This is a genomic window from Nonomuraea zeae, from assembly GCF_005889725.1.
Lineage (GTDB): Bacteria > Actinomycetota > Actinomycetes > Streptosporangiales > Streptosporangiaceae > Nonomuraea > Nonomuraea zeae.
Map to the genome: position 1 here is coordinate 1 of NZ_VCKX01000116.1, position 15,925 is coordinate 15,925.

Consider the following 15,925-nt stretch of genomic DNA (forward strand, 5'->3'; position numbering starts at 1 on the left):
GGGCCGGGGCCGTGCGGGGCGGAGGCCGGCGGTCCCGCCGCGGGCCGGGTGCGCGCGAGGGCGGCCCGGTTCCTGCGCCGCGCCAGCCAGACCAGCAGCGCCACCACCGGCAGCACGACGATCATCCACGGCAGCAGCACGCCGGTGGCCGTGGCGGCCCCCTTCAGGAACGCCACCAGCGCCGCCCACCCCGACTTGAGCCCGCCGAGGAAGCCCGCGGGCTCGTCCTCCGGCTCCTCGACGACGGCGACCGGCCCGACCAGCCTGAGGGTCAGCGTGGCCATGGCGACCTGCGTGGCCAGCTCCTTCTGCTGCGCCTGCAGCGACTCCAGGTCCGCCTCTCGGGTGGAGATCTCCCGCTCCACCTGCAGCACCTGACCGATGGTGTCGGCCCGCTTCAGCAGCGTGCGCAGCGACTCCAGGGACTGCTGCGCCGACTTCAGCCGGCTCTCCACGTCGGCCATCTGCAGGGTGACGTCCTGGGTGCCCTGGTTCATCGAGATCTGCTTGCCCAGGTCCTTGCCCAGCCTGCCGAGCACCTCGGCGTACCTGGCGGGCGGGATCTTGAACTCCAGCATGGCCGTGTCCTCGCTGTCGCTGGCCGAGCTGGACTCCTCCTTCGACAGGTAGCCCCCGGCCGCGATCACGATCTGCTTGGCCTGCTGGACGGCCGTGCCGACCTGCTTGGCCCGCACGGTCATGCTGCCGGTGTAGATGACCTGCCGCTCCTGCTGGGTCACCTTGACGTTCGAGACGATGCCGTCCTTGTCCTGCGGCCGCTGCTGCTCGCCGAGGCTCTGGTCCTGGACGGCCGCGTCCGACTGCCGGCCGGCCATCGCGGGCGCTTCGCGTCCCGACGTGCTCATGGCCGACTCCACCCCGCCGCCACCGGTGCTGCTGCTGCCGCTGCCGCCGCAGCCGGCTAGGGACACGACCATGCATAAGGCCGAGAGCGCGATGCCGTACCGGATTCTGGTCATGCCAGTAAGACGGCTCCCGGATCGCCCGGGTTTGAAGCAAGCAGTCACGGTACGGTCACGTGCCCCGAGCGGCTGGCCGAGCCGCTGAGGCGGTAGCGTCAGGAGACGTGGAAGGGAATCGGGCGCACGTCGTCGTCATCGGCGGAGGGATCTCGGGTCTCGCCGCCGCGTGGTTTCTCCGGCAGGGCACGAGCGAGCGGGTCAAGGTGACCGTCCTGGAGGGCGGCTCGCGGGTCGGAGGCAAGCTGTACGCCTCGGAGGTCGCCGGGGTGAGCGTGGACGCGGGTGCGGAGGCCATGCTGGCCAGACGCCCCGAGGGGAAAGACCTGGCCAGGGCGGTGGGGCTCGGCGACGATCTGGTGTCCCCCGGCACCACGCGGTCGGCCGTCTACACCAGGGGCGCGCTGCGCTTCCTGCCCAAGGGCCAGGTCATGGGCGTGCCGGCCGATCTGACCGAGCTGGCCAAGTCCGGCATCGTCTCGCCCGGCGGCCTGCTGCGCGTGCCGCTCGACCAGATCCTGCCGCCGACCCTCGTTCGCACCGACGTGTCCGTGGCCGCCTACATCCGGGCCCGGATGGGTGCGGAGGTCGTCGAGCGGCTGGTCGAGCCGCTGCTCGGCGGCGTCTACGCGGGCCGGGCCGACATGCTGTCGCTGGAGGCCACGATGCCGCGCGTGGCGGCCGTGGCGCGCTCCGAGCGTTCGCTGCTGAGCGCGGCCAGGCAGCTCGTCGAGGAGGCGCCGAAGGACGCGGGCCCGGTCTTCACGTCGCTGAAGAACGGCGTCGGCGGCCTGCCCGAGGCGGTCGCCAAGGCGTCCGGGGCCGACATCAGGACCGGCGTGACCGTACGCGAGCTGCGCAGGACCGGGTCGGGCTGGCAGCTCGTGACGGGTCCGGTGCCGAGGCCCGAGATCATCGAGGCCGACGCCGTGATCGTCGCCGTGCCCGGCACGCCCGCCGCCAGGCTGCTGGGGGTCGAGGTGCCCAAGGCGGCGAAAGAGCTGGCCAGGATCGACTACGCGAGCATGGCCGTCGTCACGCTCGCCTATCCGCTCAGCGCCTTCCCCGAGCCGCCCGCGTCCAGCGGCTACCTCGTGCCGCCCGTCGAGGGGCGGCCGGTCAAGGCGGTCACGTTCAGCTCCGTGAAGTGGCCCCACCTGTCCAGAGACCTGGTCATCCTGCGCTGCTCGATCGGCAGGATCGGGGAGGAGCACCTGCTCCAGCGCGAGGACACCGAGCTGGTGTCGCTGGCCATGGCCGAGATGGCCGATGTGATGGGCGCGCACGGCCTGCCGGTCGACACCCGGGTCACGCGATGGGGCGGCGCGCTGCCGCAGTACAACGTGGGCCACCTCGACCGGGTCGCCCGGGTCCGTTCGGCGGTGGCCCTGCAACCGGGGCTGGCCGTCTGCGGCGCGGCCTACGACGGCATCGGCATCCCCGCCTGCGTCGGCACAGCCCGTACGGCCGCCGCCCGGATTCTGGACCACCTGTCGCAGCGAGGAGAATAGGCACCATGACAGAGGGCGCCGCGCGGCTCAAGGCCCGCGATCTCAACAACGTGATCCGTTACACGATGTGGTCGGTCTTCCAGGTGACCGAGCCGTGCACGGGCAACCGCGACGGCATGGCCGCCGAGATCGGGGACCTGCTCGACCAGGCCGCCGGGAAGGACGTCGTGACCAGGGGGGTCTACGACGTCGCCGGGTTCAGGGCCGACGCCGACTACATGTTCTGGTGGCACGCGCCTACGCCGGAGGACCTGCAGGACGTCTACTCCCGCTTCCGCCGCACCGAGCTGGGCCGGCACAGCAAGCCCGTCTGGTCGGCGATGGCGCTGCACCGGCCGGCCGAGTTCAACAAGTCCCACATCCCCGCCTTCCTCGCCGAGGAGGAGCCGCGGGCCTACGTGAGCGTCTACCCGTTCGTCCGCTCCCTGGAGTGGTATCTGCTCGACGAATCCGAGCGCCGGGCGATGCTGGCCGAGCACGGCCGGATGGCGCGCGACTATCCCGACGTGCGGGCCAACACGGTGTCCTGCTTCTCGCTCAACGACTACGAGTGGATGCTGGCGTTCGAGGCCGACGAGCTGCACCGGATCGTCGACCTGATGCGGACGCTGCGGGGCGCGCAGGCTCGCCGCCACACCCGCATCGAGATCCCCTTCTACACCGGCGCGCGCAAGCCGGTGCAGGAGCTCGTCGCCGCCCTCCCGTAGGGCCGCCCTCCCGTTCGGGCTGCTGCCCTCTCGTCGGGCGCTCAGCGGGTCAGGGCGGCGCGCAGGCGCCAGGAGCCGAGCGCGAGCAGCGCCGCGGCGATCGCGGCCAGCACGCCGAGCTGCGGCAGGATGTCCGCGACCGTGCCGTCCCTGCGCAACAGCTCGGCGAACCCGTCCAGCGCCCACGCGTGCGGGGTGAGGTGCGCGATCTGCCGCATCGTGCCGGAGAACAGGTCGAGCGGGAGCATCGCGCCGCCGATCGCGGCCAGGCCCAGGCTGAGCAGCAGGCCGAGCGAGACCGCCTGCTGCTCGGTCCGCAGCACCGCGCCGAGCAGCATCGCCGCCCCTCCGCCCACCAGCGCGAACGCCAGCAGCAGGGCCGCCGCGCCGAGCGGGTCGCCCCACCGGACGCCGAAGAGCAGCCCGGAGCCGAGCATGATGATCAGGCCCTGGACCAGCGCCACGGCCAGCCGCCCGGCCGCCTCGCCGAGCAGGATCGAGCCGCTGGAGACCGGCGCCGCGTACATCCGGCGTGACAGCCCGAGCCGCCGCGTCTCGATCAGCGTCGCCGCTCCGGTCAGTGACGTCAGGAAGACGAACAGCAGGAGCTGCGAGGTCGCGGAGACGTCGAAGCCCGTCACGTCGGCGGCGATGGACGCGGTGCCGGTCGTGGTGGTCTCGATCGTGATGCCGGGCGCGGTGACGGACTCCGCCTTGGCCACGAGGTCGCCGAAGGAGCCGTTCCCGACGTACGCGGCGGCTCTGGCGGGCATGGTGGTCTCGGAGATCGCGGCCCTGACGGCGGCGCCGAGTTGCAGGGCGTTGGGCTCGTTCCGGGAGATGTAGGGGAGCTGGACCGGGACGAAACCGGTCAGTGCGCGGTCGTAGCCAGGCGGGATGATCAGGGCGGCGGTGAGCGTGCCCTGCTCGACGCGGGCGCGCGCCTCGGCGTCGTCGTCGAGCCGGACGACCCGCAGGTCCGCCGACCGCTCCAGCGCCGCCACGAGCTTGGCGGCCTGCGGGCCGCTCGCGCCCGTGACCCCGAGGCGCGGCTCCCAGCCGCCGGAGCCGAACGACAGTCCGAGCACCAGGATGAGGACGATCGGGAAGATGATCACGAAGAAGATGTTCGTCCGGTCCCGGAAGAGCCTGACCAGATTGAGCCAGGCGATCGTGAGCATCGGGGCGATCACGGTCTGAGCATCCTTCCCACCCGCAGCAGTGCGATCCCGATCGTCACGGCGGCGAAGCCGAGCAGCACCAGCACGGGCACGATCGCGACGACCGGCGCGTTGTCGCCGTGCAGGTCGGCCAGGCCCTGCAGGAACCAGCGGTGCGGGGTGGCGAAGCTCAGCGTCGCGAACACGCCGCTCACCATCTGCAGCGGGATGAAGACCCCGCCGAGCACGCCCAGGAGCACCGCCACGATCGACTCGACGTTGCTCGCCTGCTCCGCCGTCCTGGCCACGCCGGCGACCATGGCCATGATCCCGCTGGCCGCCAGCACCCCCGCCACCACCAGCAGCCCGACGCCGACCGGATTGCCCCATCTGGCGCCCAGCAGCAGCGTGGCGGCGGTCAGCAGCACGGCGATGCTGACGACCCCGACCACGATGCCGCTCAGCAGCTTGGCGAGGACGATCGTGTAGCGGGGGACGGGCGCGGCCAGGAGCCGGGCCAGGGTGCCGTCGCGGCGTTCGTCCAGGATCGAGCTGAAGCCGAACTGCACGGTGAAGAACAGGAAGAACACCGCCATCCCGGCCGCGAACTGCTCCGACAGCGACAGCTGTCGGCGGTCGGCGGTCAGGTCCTCGACGGTGACGGGCGCGGGCACGGCGGCGGCCTCCTGCGGCGTGCCGCCGCCCTTGGCCGCCAGCGCCACCTGGACGTAACGGACCTCGGCCGCGAACGACTCCGCCACCGAGCGGGCGACGAACGTCGCGATCTGCGCGTCCACGTCCCCGATCACGTGCAGCGTGGCCGGTTGCCCGCTCAGCACCGACCGGCTGAACCCGGCGGGGATGACGTACGCCGCTCGCGCCTCGCCCCGGTCGATCAGGGCGCGCGCCTCCTGCTCGGTGCCCGCCGTTCTGAGGCTGATCACGCCGTCCCGCGCGAGACCGCCCAGAACCTGCCCGGTGAAGGTGGTCGCGATCTGGCCCCGGTCCTGGTCGGCCACCGCGAACGTGGCCACCTCCTGGGTGTCCACGCCCTTGAAGACCAGGCTGAAGATGGCCGCCAGGCCGAACGGCACCACGATCGCCAGCAGGAACAGCGACTTGTCCCTGACCCGCTGCCGCAGGTCCTTGCCCGAGATGAGGAGGATCGTGCGCATCTCAGTCCCGCAGGGCCTTGCCGGTCAGGTGCAGGAAGACCGACTCCAGGTTCGGCTCGTGCACCTCGACCGCGTGGACGACCGCGCCCGCGTCGGTCGCCGCCGCCAGCACCCTGGTCAGCGACTGGCGGGCGTCCTCGACCATCACCTCGAGGCGGCTCTCATGGTGGCTCACCTTGCGCGCCTCCGGCAGGGCCTCCAGCGCCGGTACGGCCTTCGCGCCCTCATCGGCGGTCAGCGAGATGCGGTCCAGCTCGCCCACCAGGCCGACCAGCTCCCTGCGGGTGCCCTCGGCCCTGATGCGGCCCAGGTCGATGATGCCGATGCGGTCGCAGAGCCGCTCGGCCTCCTCCATGTAGTGCGTCGTGTAGAGGACGGCGACGCCCGCGCCGGTCAGCGCGGAGACGCTCTCCAGGATGGCGTTGCGGCTCTGCGGGTCGACGCCGGCGGTGGGCTCGTCGAGGATGAGCAGGGGCGGGCGGTGCAGGAGACCGACGCCGATGTTCAGGCGGCGCTTCATGCCGCCCGAATACTCCTTGACCGGGTCGTTCGCGCGGTCCGTCAGGCCGACGACGTCCAGGACCTCGTCGATCCTCGGGCGCGCCTCCGCGCGGCGCAGGCCGTACAGGCGGGCGAAGAAGCGCAGGTTCTCGCGGGCGCTGAGGTCGGGGTAGAGGGCCAGGTCCTGGGGGACGTACCCGATCTGTTTCTTGCCCCAGGTGCTGGTGGTGCCGTGGGGGCGGCCGGAGATCAGCACGTCGCCGCCGTCGCGCTCCAGGATTCCGGCGATCATGGAAATCGTGGTGGTCTTGCCTGCGCCGTTGGGGCCGAGGAGTCCGTAGGTTTCGCCGGATTCGATGGTGAAGCTGACACCGTCAACGGCTACGAGGTCGCCGAATTTTTTCCGTAATTCGTGACATTTCAGGATCTCGTCCCTGGGCACCCTGGAAGTGTGCTGGAACTGATCTAGGAATTGCAAGGCCCAAGTTGGCGATCCAACTGAAGTGATCTATCCCCTTTGTCACAATCAGGGAAATCCCTTGTTCGTGCGGTGCGGACGACGGTGGCGCATCCGGCGGGTCGTTTCGCCGGTCGTCGCCCCCGGGTTTCCGCACCGGGTTTCGCACGGGTCGTCGAGCGGTCGTCAACCGGACGCCGCGCTGGGGCGTCACAACAGGGCGTCGTAACGGACGTTCATGCGGGCGTCACGGGGGCGCCACAAGGACGCCACTGGGGCGTCACAAGGGGGCTGGGAGGCCGGGGTGGACGAGTCGGGCAGGCCGGGTCGCCGGCGCCACGCGACCGGACGTCACGCGGCCGGCCGCCATGAGTCCGGCCGTCACCAGGCCGGACCCACCGAGACTGAAGGTTGTGCGGACGGCTTTCCCGAGCCTGGAACTCGCCGACTCGGCCGCCCCCGATCCGGCCACCCCGACCCGGGACCCAACCGCCCTGACCTCGCTGGTAGCCCCGACCCTGGTGCCGGCCGCCTCGACCGTGAAAGCCGCCTGGACGGATGGGACGCATTCGGAAGTCGCGTGGGCGAGCCCCCTCAAGCTGGCCCCTTCGTTGCCGGCCCCCCTGTAGCCGGGCGTCGTGAAGTCGGGCGTCGTGCTGCGGGCGGACGCGCCGGATCCGGGAGCCGCGTGGGCGGGCCTCCGGAAATCAACCGCTCGGTGGACGGAGGCCCGGAAACCTGGACCCGCGTGGGCGGACCTCCGGAAGCCGGCCGCCGTGCGGACGGACGCCCCGAACCGGGTCGCCGCAGGGCCGACGGTCGTGACGGCGGGCACCGGGAAGACGGGCGTCATGCGGGCGGGCACCGTGAGAGCGGGCGCAGGGAGGACGAGCGGCGTGAAAGCGGGCGGCGGGCGGCTGGGGGGTCGCGGCGAGCGAGGCGGCGGCGGCGTACCGGGCGGCGGCGGCTGGTGGCCGGGGCGCTGGCGCTGGCCGGTGGGGTCGCCGGGTTGCTCGTCGTCAACGGGACGTTCGGCGGCGCGCTGACCGCCACCACCGCGCGTCCGGCCGCCTCCGAGCCGTCGGGCCGCGAGAGCGCCGTGGAGCGCGACGAGGGCCCCTCCGCGCTGTCCGGCAAGGCGGCGGAGGCCGGTCCACGGGCGAGCGCGCAGGCCCAGCCCAGGGAGGTCCGGCAGAGCCCGCCCGCCAAGGCCACCGCCACAGCCGGTGCCGACAGCGCCGGGGCGGACAGTTCCGGTGCCGACAGTGCCGGCGCCGAGCCTCCCGAAGCGGCGCCCTCCGCCACACCCGGCGCCGTAGACGCGGACGGTCTGGTGGCGGGCACGCTCACCCCGGAAGACGTGCTCGCCGAGGGCCCCGAGCCCAGCGACTCCGCCGGTTACAAGGCCGACGGCCCGTCGCGGCACACCGACCGGCAGGCGGCCGCATATTTCCGCACGCATTGGGGCCCGAACGACAAGGCGCTGAAACGCCTCAAAGACATCCGCACCGTGGGTGGATATTTACGCATTTATACCAACTTGCCAGACACGGCGTACAATTCCGCGCACGCCATCACGCTCTGCAAGCGGGGCCTGGAATACCTCAGGGCCGCCGGGGTGGCCAATCCGGTGGTGTTCGTACAGGCCGAGTTCGGGGAGAACGGAAATCCGGTGCTCGCCAACATCCTCGGCCCGTCCGACCGCAACTGCCGGGTCACCCACCCGGCGCCCAACTGATGGAACGGGTCTAACGCACTCGTACGCGTGTTCTCGCGCACACCTCGCACCGTTGAGTCACGACGCGCCCAATAGTCTCGATCGTCACCCAGCGGTGGCGAAGATGGACAAAGCGCACGAGGGACTCCTACCCGGCGTAGGCGATCGGTACGCGCTGTCCTCAGCCGATCACCCCTTGGGTTCGAGTCGCAGCGAGACCGAGTTGATACAGTAGCGATCATCGGTCGGTGTCGCGTAACCCTCGCCGTGGAACACGTGCCCCAGATGCGAGTCGCACCGGGCGCAGCGCACCTCCGTCCGCAGCATCCCGTGGCTGCGATCATCGATCAGCCGCACGGCGTCGGTTTCCGACGGCTCGAAGAAGCTCGGCCACCCGCAGTGCGACTCGAACTTCGTGTCCGACCGGAACAGCTCCGCCCCGCACGCGCGGCACGAGTAGATGCCCTCGGTCTTGGTGTCGACGTACTCCCCCGTGAACGGGCGCTCGGTCCCGGCCTCCCTGAGGACGTGGAACTCCTCAGGCGAAAGCTCGGTCCGCCACTCGGCCTCGCTCTTGACCACCTTGTCCATGCGTCCAGAGTACGAGATGCGGCAAAAAGAGATCTCCGCAGGGTGAAGCATCCTTTCTGGGGTGAATTTGCGTCTTTGTAGGCATGGGGGTGTCATCGCCTCCTGACAAAGGGGTGAGATCATCTGTAGATCCCGCCGAGCGGCACAGCCCACGCCCGTGCTGGCGCCGCTGGGGATCGAGATGGCCGGCCGGGTGGCGCGCCAGCGCCCGGAACGGCAGCGGGTGATCTTCGGCCCGCCCTGTCGAGCCCTCGGTCCCGCCACCGAGGCGGCTCCGGGGCGGGCCCACCTCCTCTCTTGACGTGGAGGGGTAGGTTCAGGTGCATGGCATCGCCGTACATAGAGCTCGAGGTGGGGGAGAGGACCGTCAAGGTCACCAATCCCGACAAGGTCTACTTTCCTGAGATCGGCGCCACCAAGCGCGAGCTGGTGGAGTACTACGTGAGCGTCGGAGAGGGCGCGCTGCGAGCGCTCAAGGACCGGCCCACCAACATCAAGCGGCACCCGGACGGGGTCCAGACCGAGGCGATCTACCAGAAGCGGATGCCGCCCAAGCACCCCGACTGGCTCGAATCGGTGACCGTGACGTTCCCGAGCGGCCGTACGGCCGAGTCCCTGCGGGTCACCGAGGTGGCCGCCATCGCCTACTGCGCCAACCTGGGCACCATCGACTTCCACCCCTGGCAGGTGCGCGCCGCCGACGTCGAACACCCCGACGAGCTGCGCATCGACCTGGATCCGCAGCCGGGGATCGAGTTCGACGCCGCCCGCAAGGCCGCCTTCCTCACCAGGGACGTGCTCGGCGAGCTGGGCATGACCGGGTTCGTGAAGACGTCGGGCAACCGTGGCGTGCACATCGCCGTACGCATCGAGCCGCGCTGGGACTTCGTCCAGGTACGGCACGCGGGCATCGCCCTGGCCAGGGCCGTCGAGGCCGAGGACCCCGACCTGGTGACCACGGCCTGGTGGAAGGAGGAGCGCGGGGAGCGGGTGTTCATCGACTTCAACCAGAACGCCCGGGACCGGACGGTGGCCAGCGCCTACTCGATCAGAGCCAAGCCGTACGCGCCCGTCTCGACCCCGGTGACCTGGGAAGAGCTGGCGGACGCCGACCCGCGCGACTTCGACATCCGCACCGTCCCGGCCCGCTTCGCCAAGCTGGGCGACGTGCACGCGGCCATCGACGACCAGGCGTACTCGATCGAGCCGCTGCTGGAGCTGTACGCGGAGGACGAGCGGGGGGACATGCCCTATCCGCCCAACTATCCGAAGATGCCCGGCGAGCCCAAGCGGGTCCAGCCCAGCAAGGCCAGGTCCGACACCTGAGCCCGGGCCGGCCCGGCTGACCCTTCAGCCGGGCCGGTGCTCAGCGGCGGACGAGACGGTGTGGGGCGAGCTCTCGGGTCTCGCCCGGCTCCAGGTAGACGACCCGGTCGGCCCGGCCGGTCTGCTCGATGTGATGGCGGAAATCGTCCAGCGGTGAGCTGAAGACCGTGTAGTCGTTGAAATGCACCGGTACGACCGCATGCGGGTCGATCAGATCCACCCACGACGCGCCCTGCTCGCCGTCCATGGTCACGAGCAGGGTGCCGAGCAGCTTCGTGCCGCCCAGATGCACGATGGCCAGATCGATGTCGGGGAACCGGCGCGGGATCGCGTCCAGCCGCCGGTCCAGCAGGGTGTCGCCGCTGACGTGCACGCGCAGCTCCACTCGCCCCTCCCGGTCGCAGAACTCCAGCATCGTGCCGATCACCGGCGGCAGCAGCGCCTCGGCCGGTCCTGGGGCGTGCTTGGCCGGCAGCGCCGTGATCTTGACCGTGCCCTCAGGGTGGCGCAGCTCGTGCTGGTGCCACGTCTCCAGCCCCACGCTCCGGTGGAAGCCCCGGCGGCGCAGACGGCGGGCCGCCATGGTCGTGGTGATGACCGGCGTCGACCGGTTCAGGGCCTTGCGCGTCACCCGGTCCCAGTGATCACCGTGCAGGTGGGACAGCACCACCGCGTCGAGCGGCGGCAGGTCCTCGATCTCCACGGCCGGGTCGGTGCGCCGGCGCGCGTACAGGCCGTAGCCGAGGTAGGCGCGCTGGCCCCGGTGCAGGAAGTTCGGATCCGTCAGGAGCGTGAACCCGTTGTAGCGGATCAGCGTGGTGGCGTTGCCGATGAACTGCAGACTGCCCTTCATCCGGCTCACCCCGGATGCTGCGGACGCTGGGCCGGGGGCACGCCGCCGCCCTTGGACTCGGCGGGTGACTTCCCAGACCTGCGTAGTTCAGGCTGTTGTGGATTGCTCATGGCTTTTGTCCCCCTTTGTCGGAAAACATCTGCCACGAAGGCCGGATGCCAAACCCTCCGTATCCGGCTGATTTCACTTCGGTCACATTACTTGACTCTCGGTCTAATAATTCGCAAGGCTCTCTTGTGCATCGGGGCCCGACAACCGAGTCTGGAGCCTTCTCATGGCAAGAGCGCGACATCTCGCGGCGGCCGGAGCGATGGCCGCCTTCGTGGCCGCAGGCGTGAGCATGGCGGCCGGTCTCGGCACCGCTTCCGCCGCCGCCGCCGCCGATCCGGGTGCGGTGCCGGCTGTCACCGAGCCCGGTGCCGTGGGGCCGGCGGAGGTGTCCGGCTGCTGGCTCCCGCTTCCGCTGCTCTGCGAAGAACCGGCGGACGATTCCTGGTCGGGTGACCAGGCACCGGACGATTCCTGGTCGAACGCGCCCGCGCCCGCCGACTCCTGGTCGAGTGCGCCGCAGCCGGGCGATTCCTGGCCGGCGACGCCGGCACCGCAGGAGACGGGACCTCCGTGGCGTCCTGCGGGCGAGGACGAGCACAAGGTGCCAAGGGGACATCCGGAAACAGGTGGGGGCGGCCTCGCACAGGACGGCGCGATGTGGCCGTTCGCGCTGGGCGGCGCGGCGCTGCTGACGGGCGCGGGCCTGACCGGCTTCGCCGTGCACCGCCGCAAGAGCACCCTCTAGGGTGACCCGGCCACCAGCCCGAAAGCGGGTGACCGATCCACCGGTCCGGGAGCCGGCCGTACGGCCGCGCCGTAGACGGGGAGGCGGGGATGCGCTCTGACGAGCGCGGCGGAGCGCGGACGCGGGGCCAGCGGGCGATCTGGGCCGGCGCGGCCGTGGTGTCGCTGGCCGGCGTGCTGCTGATCGGGCTCGGTTTCAGCGGCATCGTGGGCGGGGAGCCGGCGGCCACCGTACGGAGGCAGCCCCGGGACGTCGCCCCGGCCGTGCCCACGGAGGTGCCGCTCAACGGCGTACCGCTCACCAAGGCGGCCAAGCCCATGAAGGCCGCCCGCCCCACCGCCGTCTACATCCCCTCCATCGGCGTGGCGGCCCCGCTGATGGAGCTCGGCCTGGACGAGCGGGGCGCCATCCAGAACCCGCCGTTCGACCCCCCGAACCTGGCCGGCTGGTACCGCTACGGCCCCGTCCCCGGCCAGCGCGGCGCCGCCGTGATCACCGGCCACCTCGACACCAGGACCGGCCCGGCCGTCTTCGCCTCGCTCAAGAACGTCAAGCGCGGCGACCAGGTGCAGGTGCTGCGTGCCGACCGCTCGGTGGCCGTCTTCGTCGTCGACAAGGTCGAGCACACGCCCAAGAGCGGCTTCCCGGCCAAGAAGGTGTACGGCAAGCTCGCCTATCCGGGGTTGCGGCTGGTGACCTGCGGCGGGGCGTTCGACCGGCAGGCGCACAGCTACCGGGACAACACGATCGTGTACGCGCACCTGGCGGCGCCGTACTATCCCGGGAGCTGATCAGGGATCGCGCGGGAGGCCGAGCGCGCGTTCGGCGATGATGTTGAGCTGCACCTCCGTCGTGCCGCCGCCGATCGTGAACGCGCGGGTGGCCAGGATCATGCGGTTCCAGTGGCGGTCCGACGGCGCCAGCGACCAGCAGAACTCCGAGATCGCCTGCGCGTGCCGCATGCCGAGCAGCTTGCGGACGCTGGCGGCCGTGCCGGAGTCCGCGCCGGAGCCCGCGCCGGACGGTTTCGAGAGCTGGGAGAGCGTCACGCGCAGGCCGAGCGCCGAGATGGCCTGTCCTTCCGCCCACAGGCGACCCGCCTGCTCGCGCTGCGACTGCCGGAGCGGGGGCAGCTTCGCGATGAGCCGGACCATGTCGGTGTGCTGCGAGCCGGGGCCCCAGGAATCGCCGAGCGCGACCCGTTCGTGCGAGAGCGTGTCGCGGGCCACCCGCCAGCCCTCGTCCACCTTGCCGACCACCAGGTCGTCCGGCACGAACACGTCGTCGAGGAAGACCTCGTTGAAGACCTCGTCCCCGTTGATCTCCTTGAGCGGTCTGACGGTGACTCCGGGGGACGACATGTCCACCAGGAAGTACGAGATGCCAGCATGCTTCGATTTTTCGGGAGAAGTCCGGGCGAGGCAGATGCCCCAGTGGGCGTACTGCGCGAGCGTCGTCCAGATCTTCTGCCCGGTCAGCGACCAGCCGCCCTCCACCCTCGTGGCCTTCGTCGACAGCCCGGCCAGATCCGAGCCCGCGCCCGGCTCGCTGAACAGCTGGCACCACACGATCTCCCTGGCGAACGTCTTCGGCAGGAAGCGGTCCTGCTGCTCGCGGGTGCCGTACCGGACGATGGACGGGACCGCCCAGGCCGCGATGCCGAGGTTCGGCCGGTTCAGGCCGCGGAACTCCTGGTGGATGATCACCTGCTCCAGCGGCGAGGCGGCCCTGCCCCACGGCTTGGGCAGGTACGGCATGATCCACCCCTCCTCGGCGAACCTGCTCAGCCGCGCCACCGGCTCCTCGTCACGCAGGGACGCCGCCTCGGCCCGGATGGCGTCCCTGACGGCGGTGGCCTCGGCGGGCAGCTCCGGCTCCATGGGCCGCCGCGCGCCCGCCACCGCCAGCACCGCCACCTCCTCGGCCCACAGGCCGGGGTCGCCCGCCAGCATCCGGTTCGACAGGGCCCTGCGGTAGTAGCGGTGCGCGTCGTGCTCGAAGGTGTAGCCGATGCCGCCGAGCACCTGGATCGCGTCAGCGGCACACCGGACGGCCGCATCCGGCCCGAGCACCGCCGCCACGGCCACGGCCAACCTGCCCTCCGCACCGAGCCCGGCCGCACCGTCCGGCCCGGTCGTCGCGCCCACCCCGGTCCCACCGCCCAGCCTGGTATCGGCGTCGGCGTCGGGGCCAGGGCCGGGGGCGGTGCTCGCGTGGGACCGCATGGCGGCCTCGTCCAGGGCTCTTGCGGCATCCCAGACGGCGGCACGCGCCTGTTCGAGCGCCACCAGGGCGGCCGCCACCCGATGCTTGACCCCCTGGAACTGCCCGATCGGCCGCCCGAACTGGACACGCATCCTGGCGTGCCCCGCCGCCGTCGCGACGGCCCACGCCGCGACGCCGCACGCGTCGGCGCCGAGCAGCACGGCCGCGATCTCCCGTACCGGCACGTCGGCCAGCACCCGATCGCCCGGCACGTTCCGTACGGTGACCGAGCACAGCTCGCGGTCCAGATCGACGCCCTCGGCGGGCGCGGCGGAGACGTCGGCGCGGTCCAGCACGGCCCACGCGCCACCGCCGACCGGCACGACGAAGAGATCGGCCCCCGCCGATCCCAAGGCGAGCAGCGCACCACTCGTGGCCTCCGGAGCCCCCGCGGGCTCGTCCACCAGACCGGGTGCCGGGCCGGTCTCAGGGCCGGATGCGGGTAGCGCGACGGCAGCGGTCATGGACCCGTCGGCCAGCGCGCCGAGCAGCGGCTCCAGGCCGATCCCCGCCGACCGGACGAGCACGGCGGAAGCCAGCACCGTCGGCAGGCAGGGCCCGCAGACGCGCCGCTCGCCCAGCGCCTCCAGCGCGACGCACAGCTCCAGGAGCCCGTACCCCTGCCCGCCGCACCCCTCCGGCAGATGCAACCCCAGCAGCCCCTGCCCGGCCAGGGCCGCGTGCTCGACGCCGCGCTCGGCTGTGCGTACGGCCAGCCCCCGCACGGATTCGGCCAGCGCCAGATGCTCCTCGGTCAACCCGATGCCCATGCGCCCGAATCTAGAAGCTTATTCGGCCATCCGCCAGGAAAAAATCATTCGCGTGCGGCCGCCGGGCGAAGTTATCCTCGCCGAGGACCGATCAGCGGAACGGATGGGCAGGTCATGCCCATGGAGGGGAGTGAGTTAATGCCTGGCACCGCGCCAAGTGCGCCTCGCCGTGCCGTGGGACGCTCCCGTTGATCCAGCACACCTGATCGGCCGGACACCTGCCGCACCCGCATGCCCCCGTACCGACTCGGCATGCGTTACGCACCCGCGGAAACCGCGAGGTTCGCTCGGCCATCCCTTGCTGCCTTACATGACACATTCCGGCAAGGAGACTCCAGGTTGTCCACCAACAGCAAGCCCCGCTCGATCCTGAACACCCAGACCTTCCAGTGCGTACGCTGCGGCCTCACCGTCACGGAAACCGCACCGGACGGCGTACGCCGCAACCACTGCCCGAGCTGCCTGCACTCGATGCACGTGCTCGACCGCGTGGAAGGCGGCCCGTCGGAGTGCCGGTCCCGCATGGTCCCGATCTCGATCGCGGTCCTGCGCACCGGCGACTGGATGATCATCCACCGCTGCACCCGGTGCGGTGAGCTGACGTCGAACCCCATCTGCGGAGACGACAACCAGCTCATCCTCATGCGCATGGCCGTCAGGCCGCTGGCGCAGCCGCCGTTCCCGCTCGAGGCGTTCGGCGATCTGTGACATGCCAAGGAGGAACCCGGGCCGGGAGCGGCCGCAACAACGCAAGAGCACGGCACGGCACGGCGAGCGCGGAGACGCCTTCCGCTGTGTGGGATGCCGGTTGGACGTGTCCATGATCGCGCCGGGCACCGCCCATCGCAATCACTGCCCGCACTGCCTGACGAGCCTGCACGTCGACCACCGGATCCCGGGGGACCGCCGCGCGGCCTGCCGGGGGCGGATGGCGGCGCTGAGCGTCACCGTGCGCCAGGACGGGGAGTGGCTGATCATCCACGACTGCCAGTCGTGCGGTGAGCTCAGCGCCAACCGGATCGCGGGCGACGACAACGCGCTGGCGCTGCTGCGCATCGCCATCCGCCCGTTGTCCGACACCCGGCTGCCGGTCAGCGCCCTGCTGACCCTCTGACC

The 15,925-nt window shown here is 71.3% G+C and carries 15 protein-coding genes; 8 read left to right on the forward strand and 7 right to left on the reverse strand.

What is annotated here, in order from left to right; genetic code table 11:
* The coding region (locus tag ETD85_RS31760; protein WP_138693494.1) for a DUF4349 domain-containing protein at positions 1-980 on the reverse strand (980 nt) is incomplete at its 3' end.
* Positions 981-1,087: 107 nt separating this feature from the next.
* Between ETD85_RS31760 and hemG the strand changes: the two genes are divergently transcribed.
* On the forward strand, positions 1,088-2,491 hold the full coding sequence (gene hemG / locus ETD85_RS31765; protein ID WP_138693495.1) for a protoporphyrinogen oxidase: 1,404 nt from the start codon (positions 1,088-1,090) through the stop codon (positions 2,489-2,491).
* 5 nt (positions 2,492-2,496) lie between these two features.
* Positions 2,497-3,198: a hydrogen peroxide-dependent heme synthase gene (hemQ, locus tag ETD85_RS31770; RefSeq protein WP_170246938.1), complete on the forward strand. Its 702-nt coding sequence runs from the start codon at positions 2,497-2,499 to the stop codon at positions 3,196-3,198.
* A 41-nt stretch (positions 3,199-3,239) separates the two neighbouring features.
* Here the strand turns inward: hemQ and ETD85_RS31775 are convergent, their stop codons facing one another.
* From ETD85_RS31775 to ETD85_RS31785, 3 genes are read right to left on the reverse strand one after another with little or no spacing between them, the layout of a single operon-like run.
* Positions 3,240-4,391 (reverse strand): ABC transporter permease, encoded by a 1,152-nt coding sequence (locus ETD85_RS31775; RefSeq protein ID WP_138693496.1) that lies wholly within the window; start codon positions 4,389-4,391, stop codon positions 3,240-3,242.
* Positions 4,388-5,533: an ABC transporter permease gene (locus ETD85_RS31780; protein WP_138693497.1), complete on the reverse strand. Its 1,146-nt coding sequence runs from the start codon at positions 5,531-5,533 to the stop codon at positions 4,388-4,390. Before ETD85_RS31780 ends, ETD85_RS31775 begins: the two co-directional genes overlap by 4 nt.
* Position 5,534: 1 nt before the next feature.
* The gene (locus ETD85_RS31785; protein WP_338087184.1) at positions 5,535-6,476 is read right to left on the reverse strand and encodes an ABC transporter ATP-binding protein; all 942 of its coding nucleotides are present in this window, start codon (positions 6,474-6,476) and stop codon (positions 5,535-5,537) included.
* A gap of 985 nt (positions 6,477-7,461) precedes the next feature.
* On the opposite strand from ETD85_RS31785, the gene ETD85_RS31790 reads away from it, so the two are divergent.
* A complete protein-coding gene (locus ETD85_RS31790; RefSeq protein WP_138693498.1) occupies positions 7,462-8,229 on the forward strand; it encodes a TrbL/VirB6 family protein in 768 nt (255 codons plus the stop codon).
* Positions 8,230-8,397: 168 nt separating this feature from the next.
* On the opposite strand, the gene msrB is transcribed toward ETD85_RS31790, so the two are convergent.
* Positions 8,398-8,799, reverse strand: a complete 402-nt coding sequence (msrB, locus tag ETD85_RS31795; RefSeq protein WP_138693499.1) for a peptide-methionine (R)-S-oxide reductase MsrB — start codon at positions 8,797-8,799, stop codon at positions 8,398-8,400.
* Between the two features lie 324 nt (positions 8,800-9,123).
* On the opposite strand from msrB, the gene ligD reads away from it, so the two are divergent.
* The gene (gene ligD, locus ETD85_RS31800) at positions 9,124-10,125 is read left to right on the forward strand and encodes a non-homologous end-joining DNA ligase (protein WP_138693500.1); all 1,002 of its coding nucleotides are present in this window, start codon (positions 9,124-9,126) and stop codon (positions 10,123-10,125) included.
* Positions 10,126-10,165: 40 nt separating this feature from the next.
* Here the strand turns inward: ligD and ETD85_RS31805 are convergent, their stop codons facing one another.
* Complete coding sequence (locus ETD85_RS31805; RefSeq protein WP_138693501.1) at positions 10,166-10,978, reverse strand: MBL fold metallo-hydrolase; 813 nt, start codon at positions 10,976-10,978, stop codon at positions 10,166-10,168.
* A 274-nt stretch (positions 10,979-11,252) separates the two neighbouring features.
* Here ETD85_RS31805 and ETD85_RS31810 point away from each other — a divergent pair, with 274 nt between their 5' ends.
* Both ETD85_RS31810 and ETD85_RS31815 read left to right on the forward strand, forming a co-directional pair.
* Positions 11,253-11,774 (forward strand): hypothetical protein, encoded by a 522-nt coding sequence (locus ETD85_RS31810; protein ID WP_138693502.1) that lies wholly within the window; start codon positions 11,253-11,255, stop codon positions 11,772-11,774.
* A gap of 89 nt (positions 11,775-11,863) precedes the next feature.
* A complete protein-coding gene (locus ETD85_RS31815) occupies positions 11,864-12,565 on the forward strand; it encodes a class F sortase (protein ID WP_138693503.1) in 702 nt (233 codons plus the stop codon).
* Here ETD85_RS31815 and ETD85_RS31820 read toward each other — a convergent pair whose 3' ends face one another.
* Positions 12,566-14,809, reverse strand: a complete 2,244-nt coding sequence (locus ETD85_RS31820) for an acyl-CoA dehydrogenase family protein (RefSeq protein WP_138693504.1) — start codon at positions 14,807-14,809, stop codon at positions 12,566-12,568.
* A gap of 339 nt (positions 14,810-15,148) precedes the next feature.
* Between ETD85_RS31820 and ETD85_RS31825 the strand changes: the two genes are divergently transcribed.
* Positions 15,149-15,517 (forward strand): RNHCP domain-containing protein, encoded by a 369-nt coding sequence (locus tag ETD85_RS31825; protein WP_138693505.1) that lies wholly within the window; start codon positions 15,149-15,151, stop codon positions 15,515-15,517.
* 1 nt (position 15,518) lies between these two features.
* Positions 15,519-15,923, forward strand: a complete 405-nt coding sequence (locus ETD85_RS31830; RefSeq protein ID WP_138693506.1) for an RNHCP domain-containing protein — start codon at positions 15,519-15,521, stop codon at positions 15,921-15,923.
* Positions 15,924-15,925 lie beyond the last annotated feature (2 nt).

Coding starts and splice junctions, on each gene's coding strand:
- hemQ (WP_170246938.1), top strand. CDS start 2,497: ATGACAGAGGGCGCCGCGCGGCTCAAGGCCCGCGATCTCAACAACGTG.
- ETD85_RS31780 (WP_138693497.1), bottom strand. CDS start 5,533: ATGCGCACGATCCTCCTCATCTCGGGCAAGGACCTGCGGCAGCGGGTC.
- msrB (WP_138693499.1), bottom strand. CDS start 8,799: ATGGACAAGGTGGTCAAGAGCGAGGCCGAGTGGCGGACCGAGCTTTCG.
- ligD (WP_138693500.1), top strand. CDS start 9,124: ATGGCATCGCCGTACATAGAGCTCGAGGTGGGGGAGAGGACCGTCAAG.
- ETD85_RS31805 (WP_138693501.1), bottom strand. CDS start 10,978: ATGAAGGGCAGTCTGCAGTTCATCGGCAACGCCACCACGCTGATCCGC.
- ETD85_RS31810 (WP_138693502.1), top strand. CDS start 11,253: ATGGCAAGAGCGCGACATCTCGCGGCGGCCGGAGCGATGGCCGCCTTC.
- ETD85_RS31815 (WP_138693503.1), top strand. CDS start 11,864: ATGCGCTCTGACGAGCGCGGCGGAGCGCGGACGCGGGGCCAGCGGGCG.
- ETD85_RS31820 (WP_138693504.1), bottom strand. CDS start 14,809: ATGGGCATCGGGTTGACCGAGGAGCATCTGGCGCTGGCCGAATCCGTG.
- ETD85_RS31830 (WP_138693506.1), top strand. CDS start 15,519: ATGCCAAGGAGGAACCCGGGCCGGGAGCGGCCGCAACAACGCAAGAGC.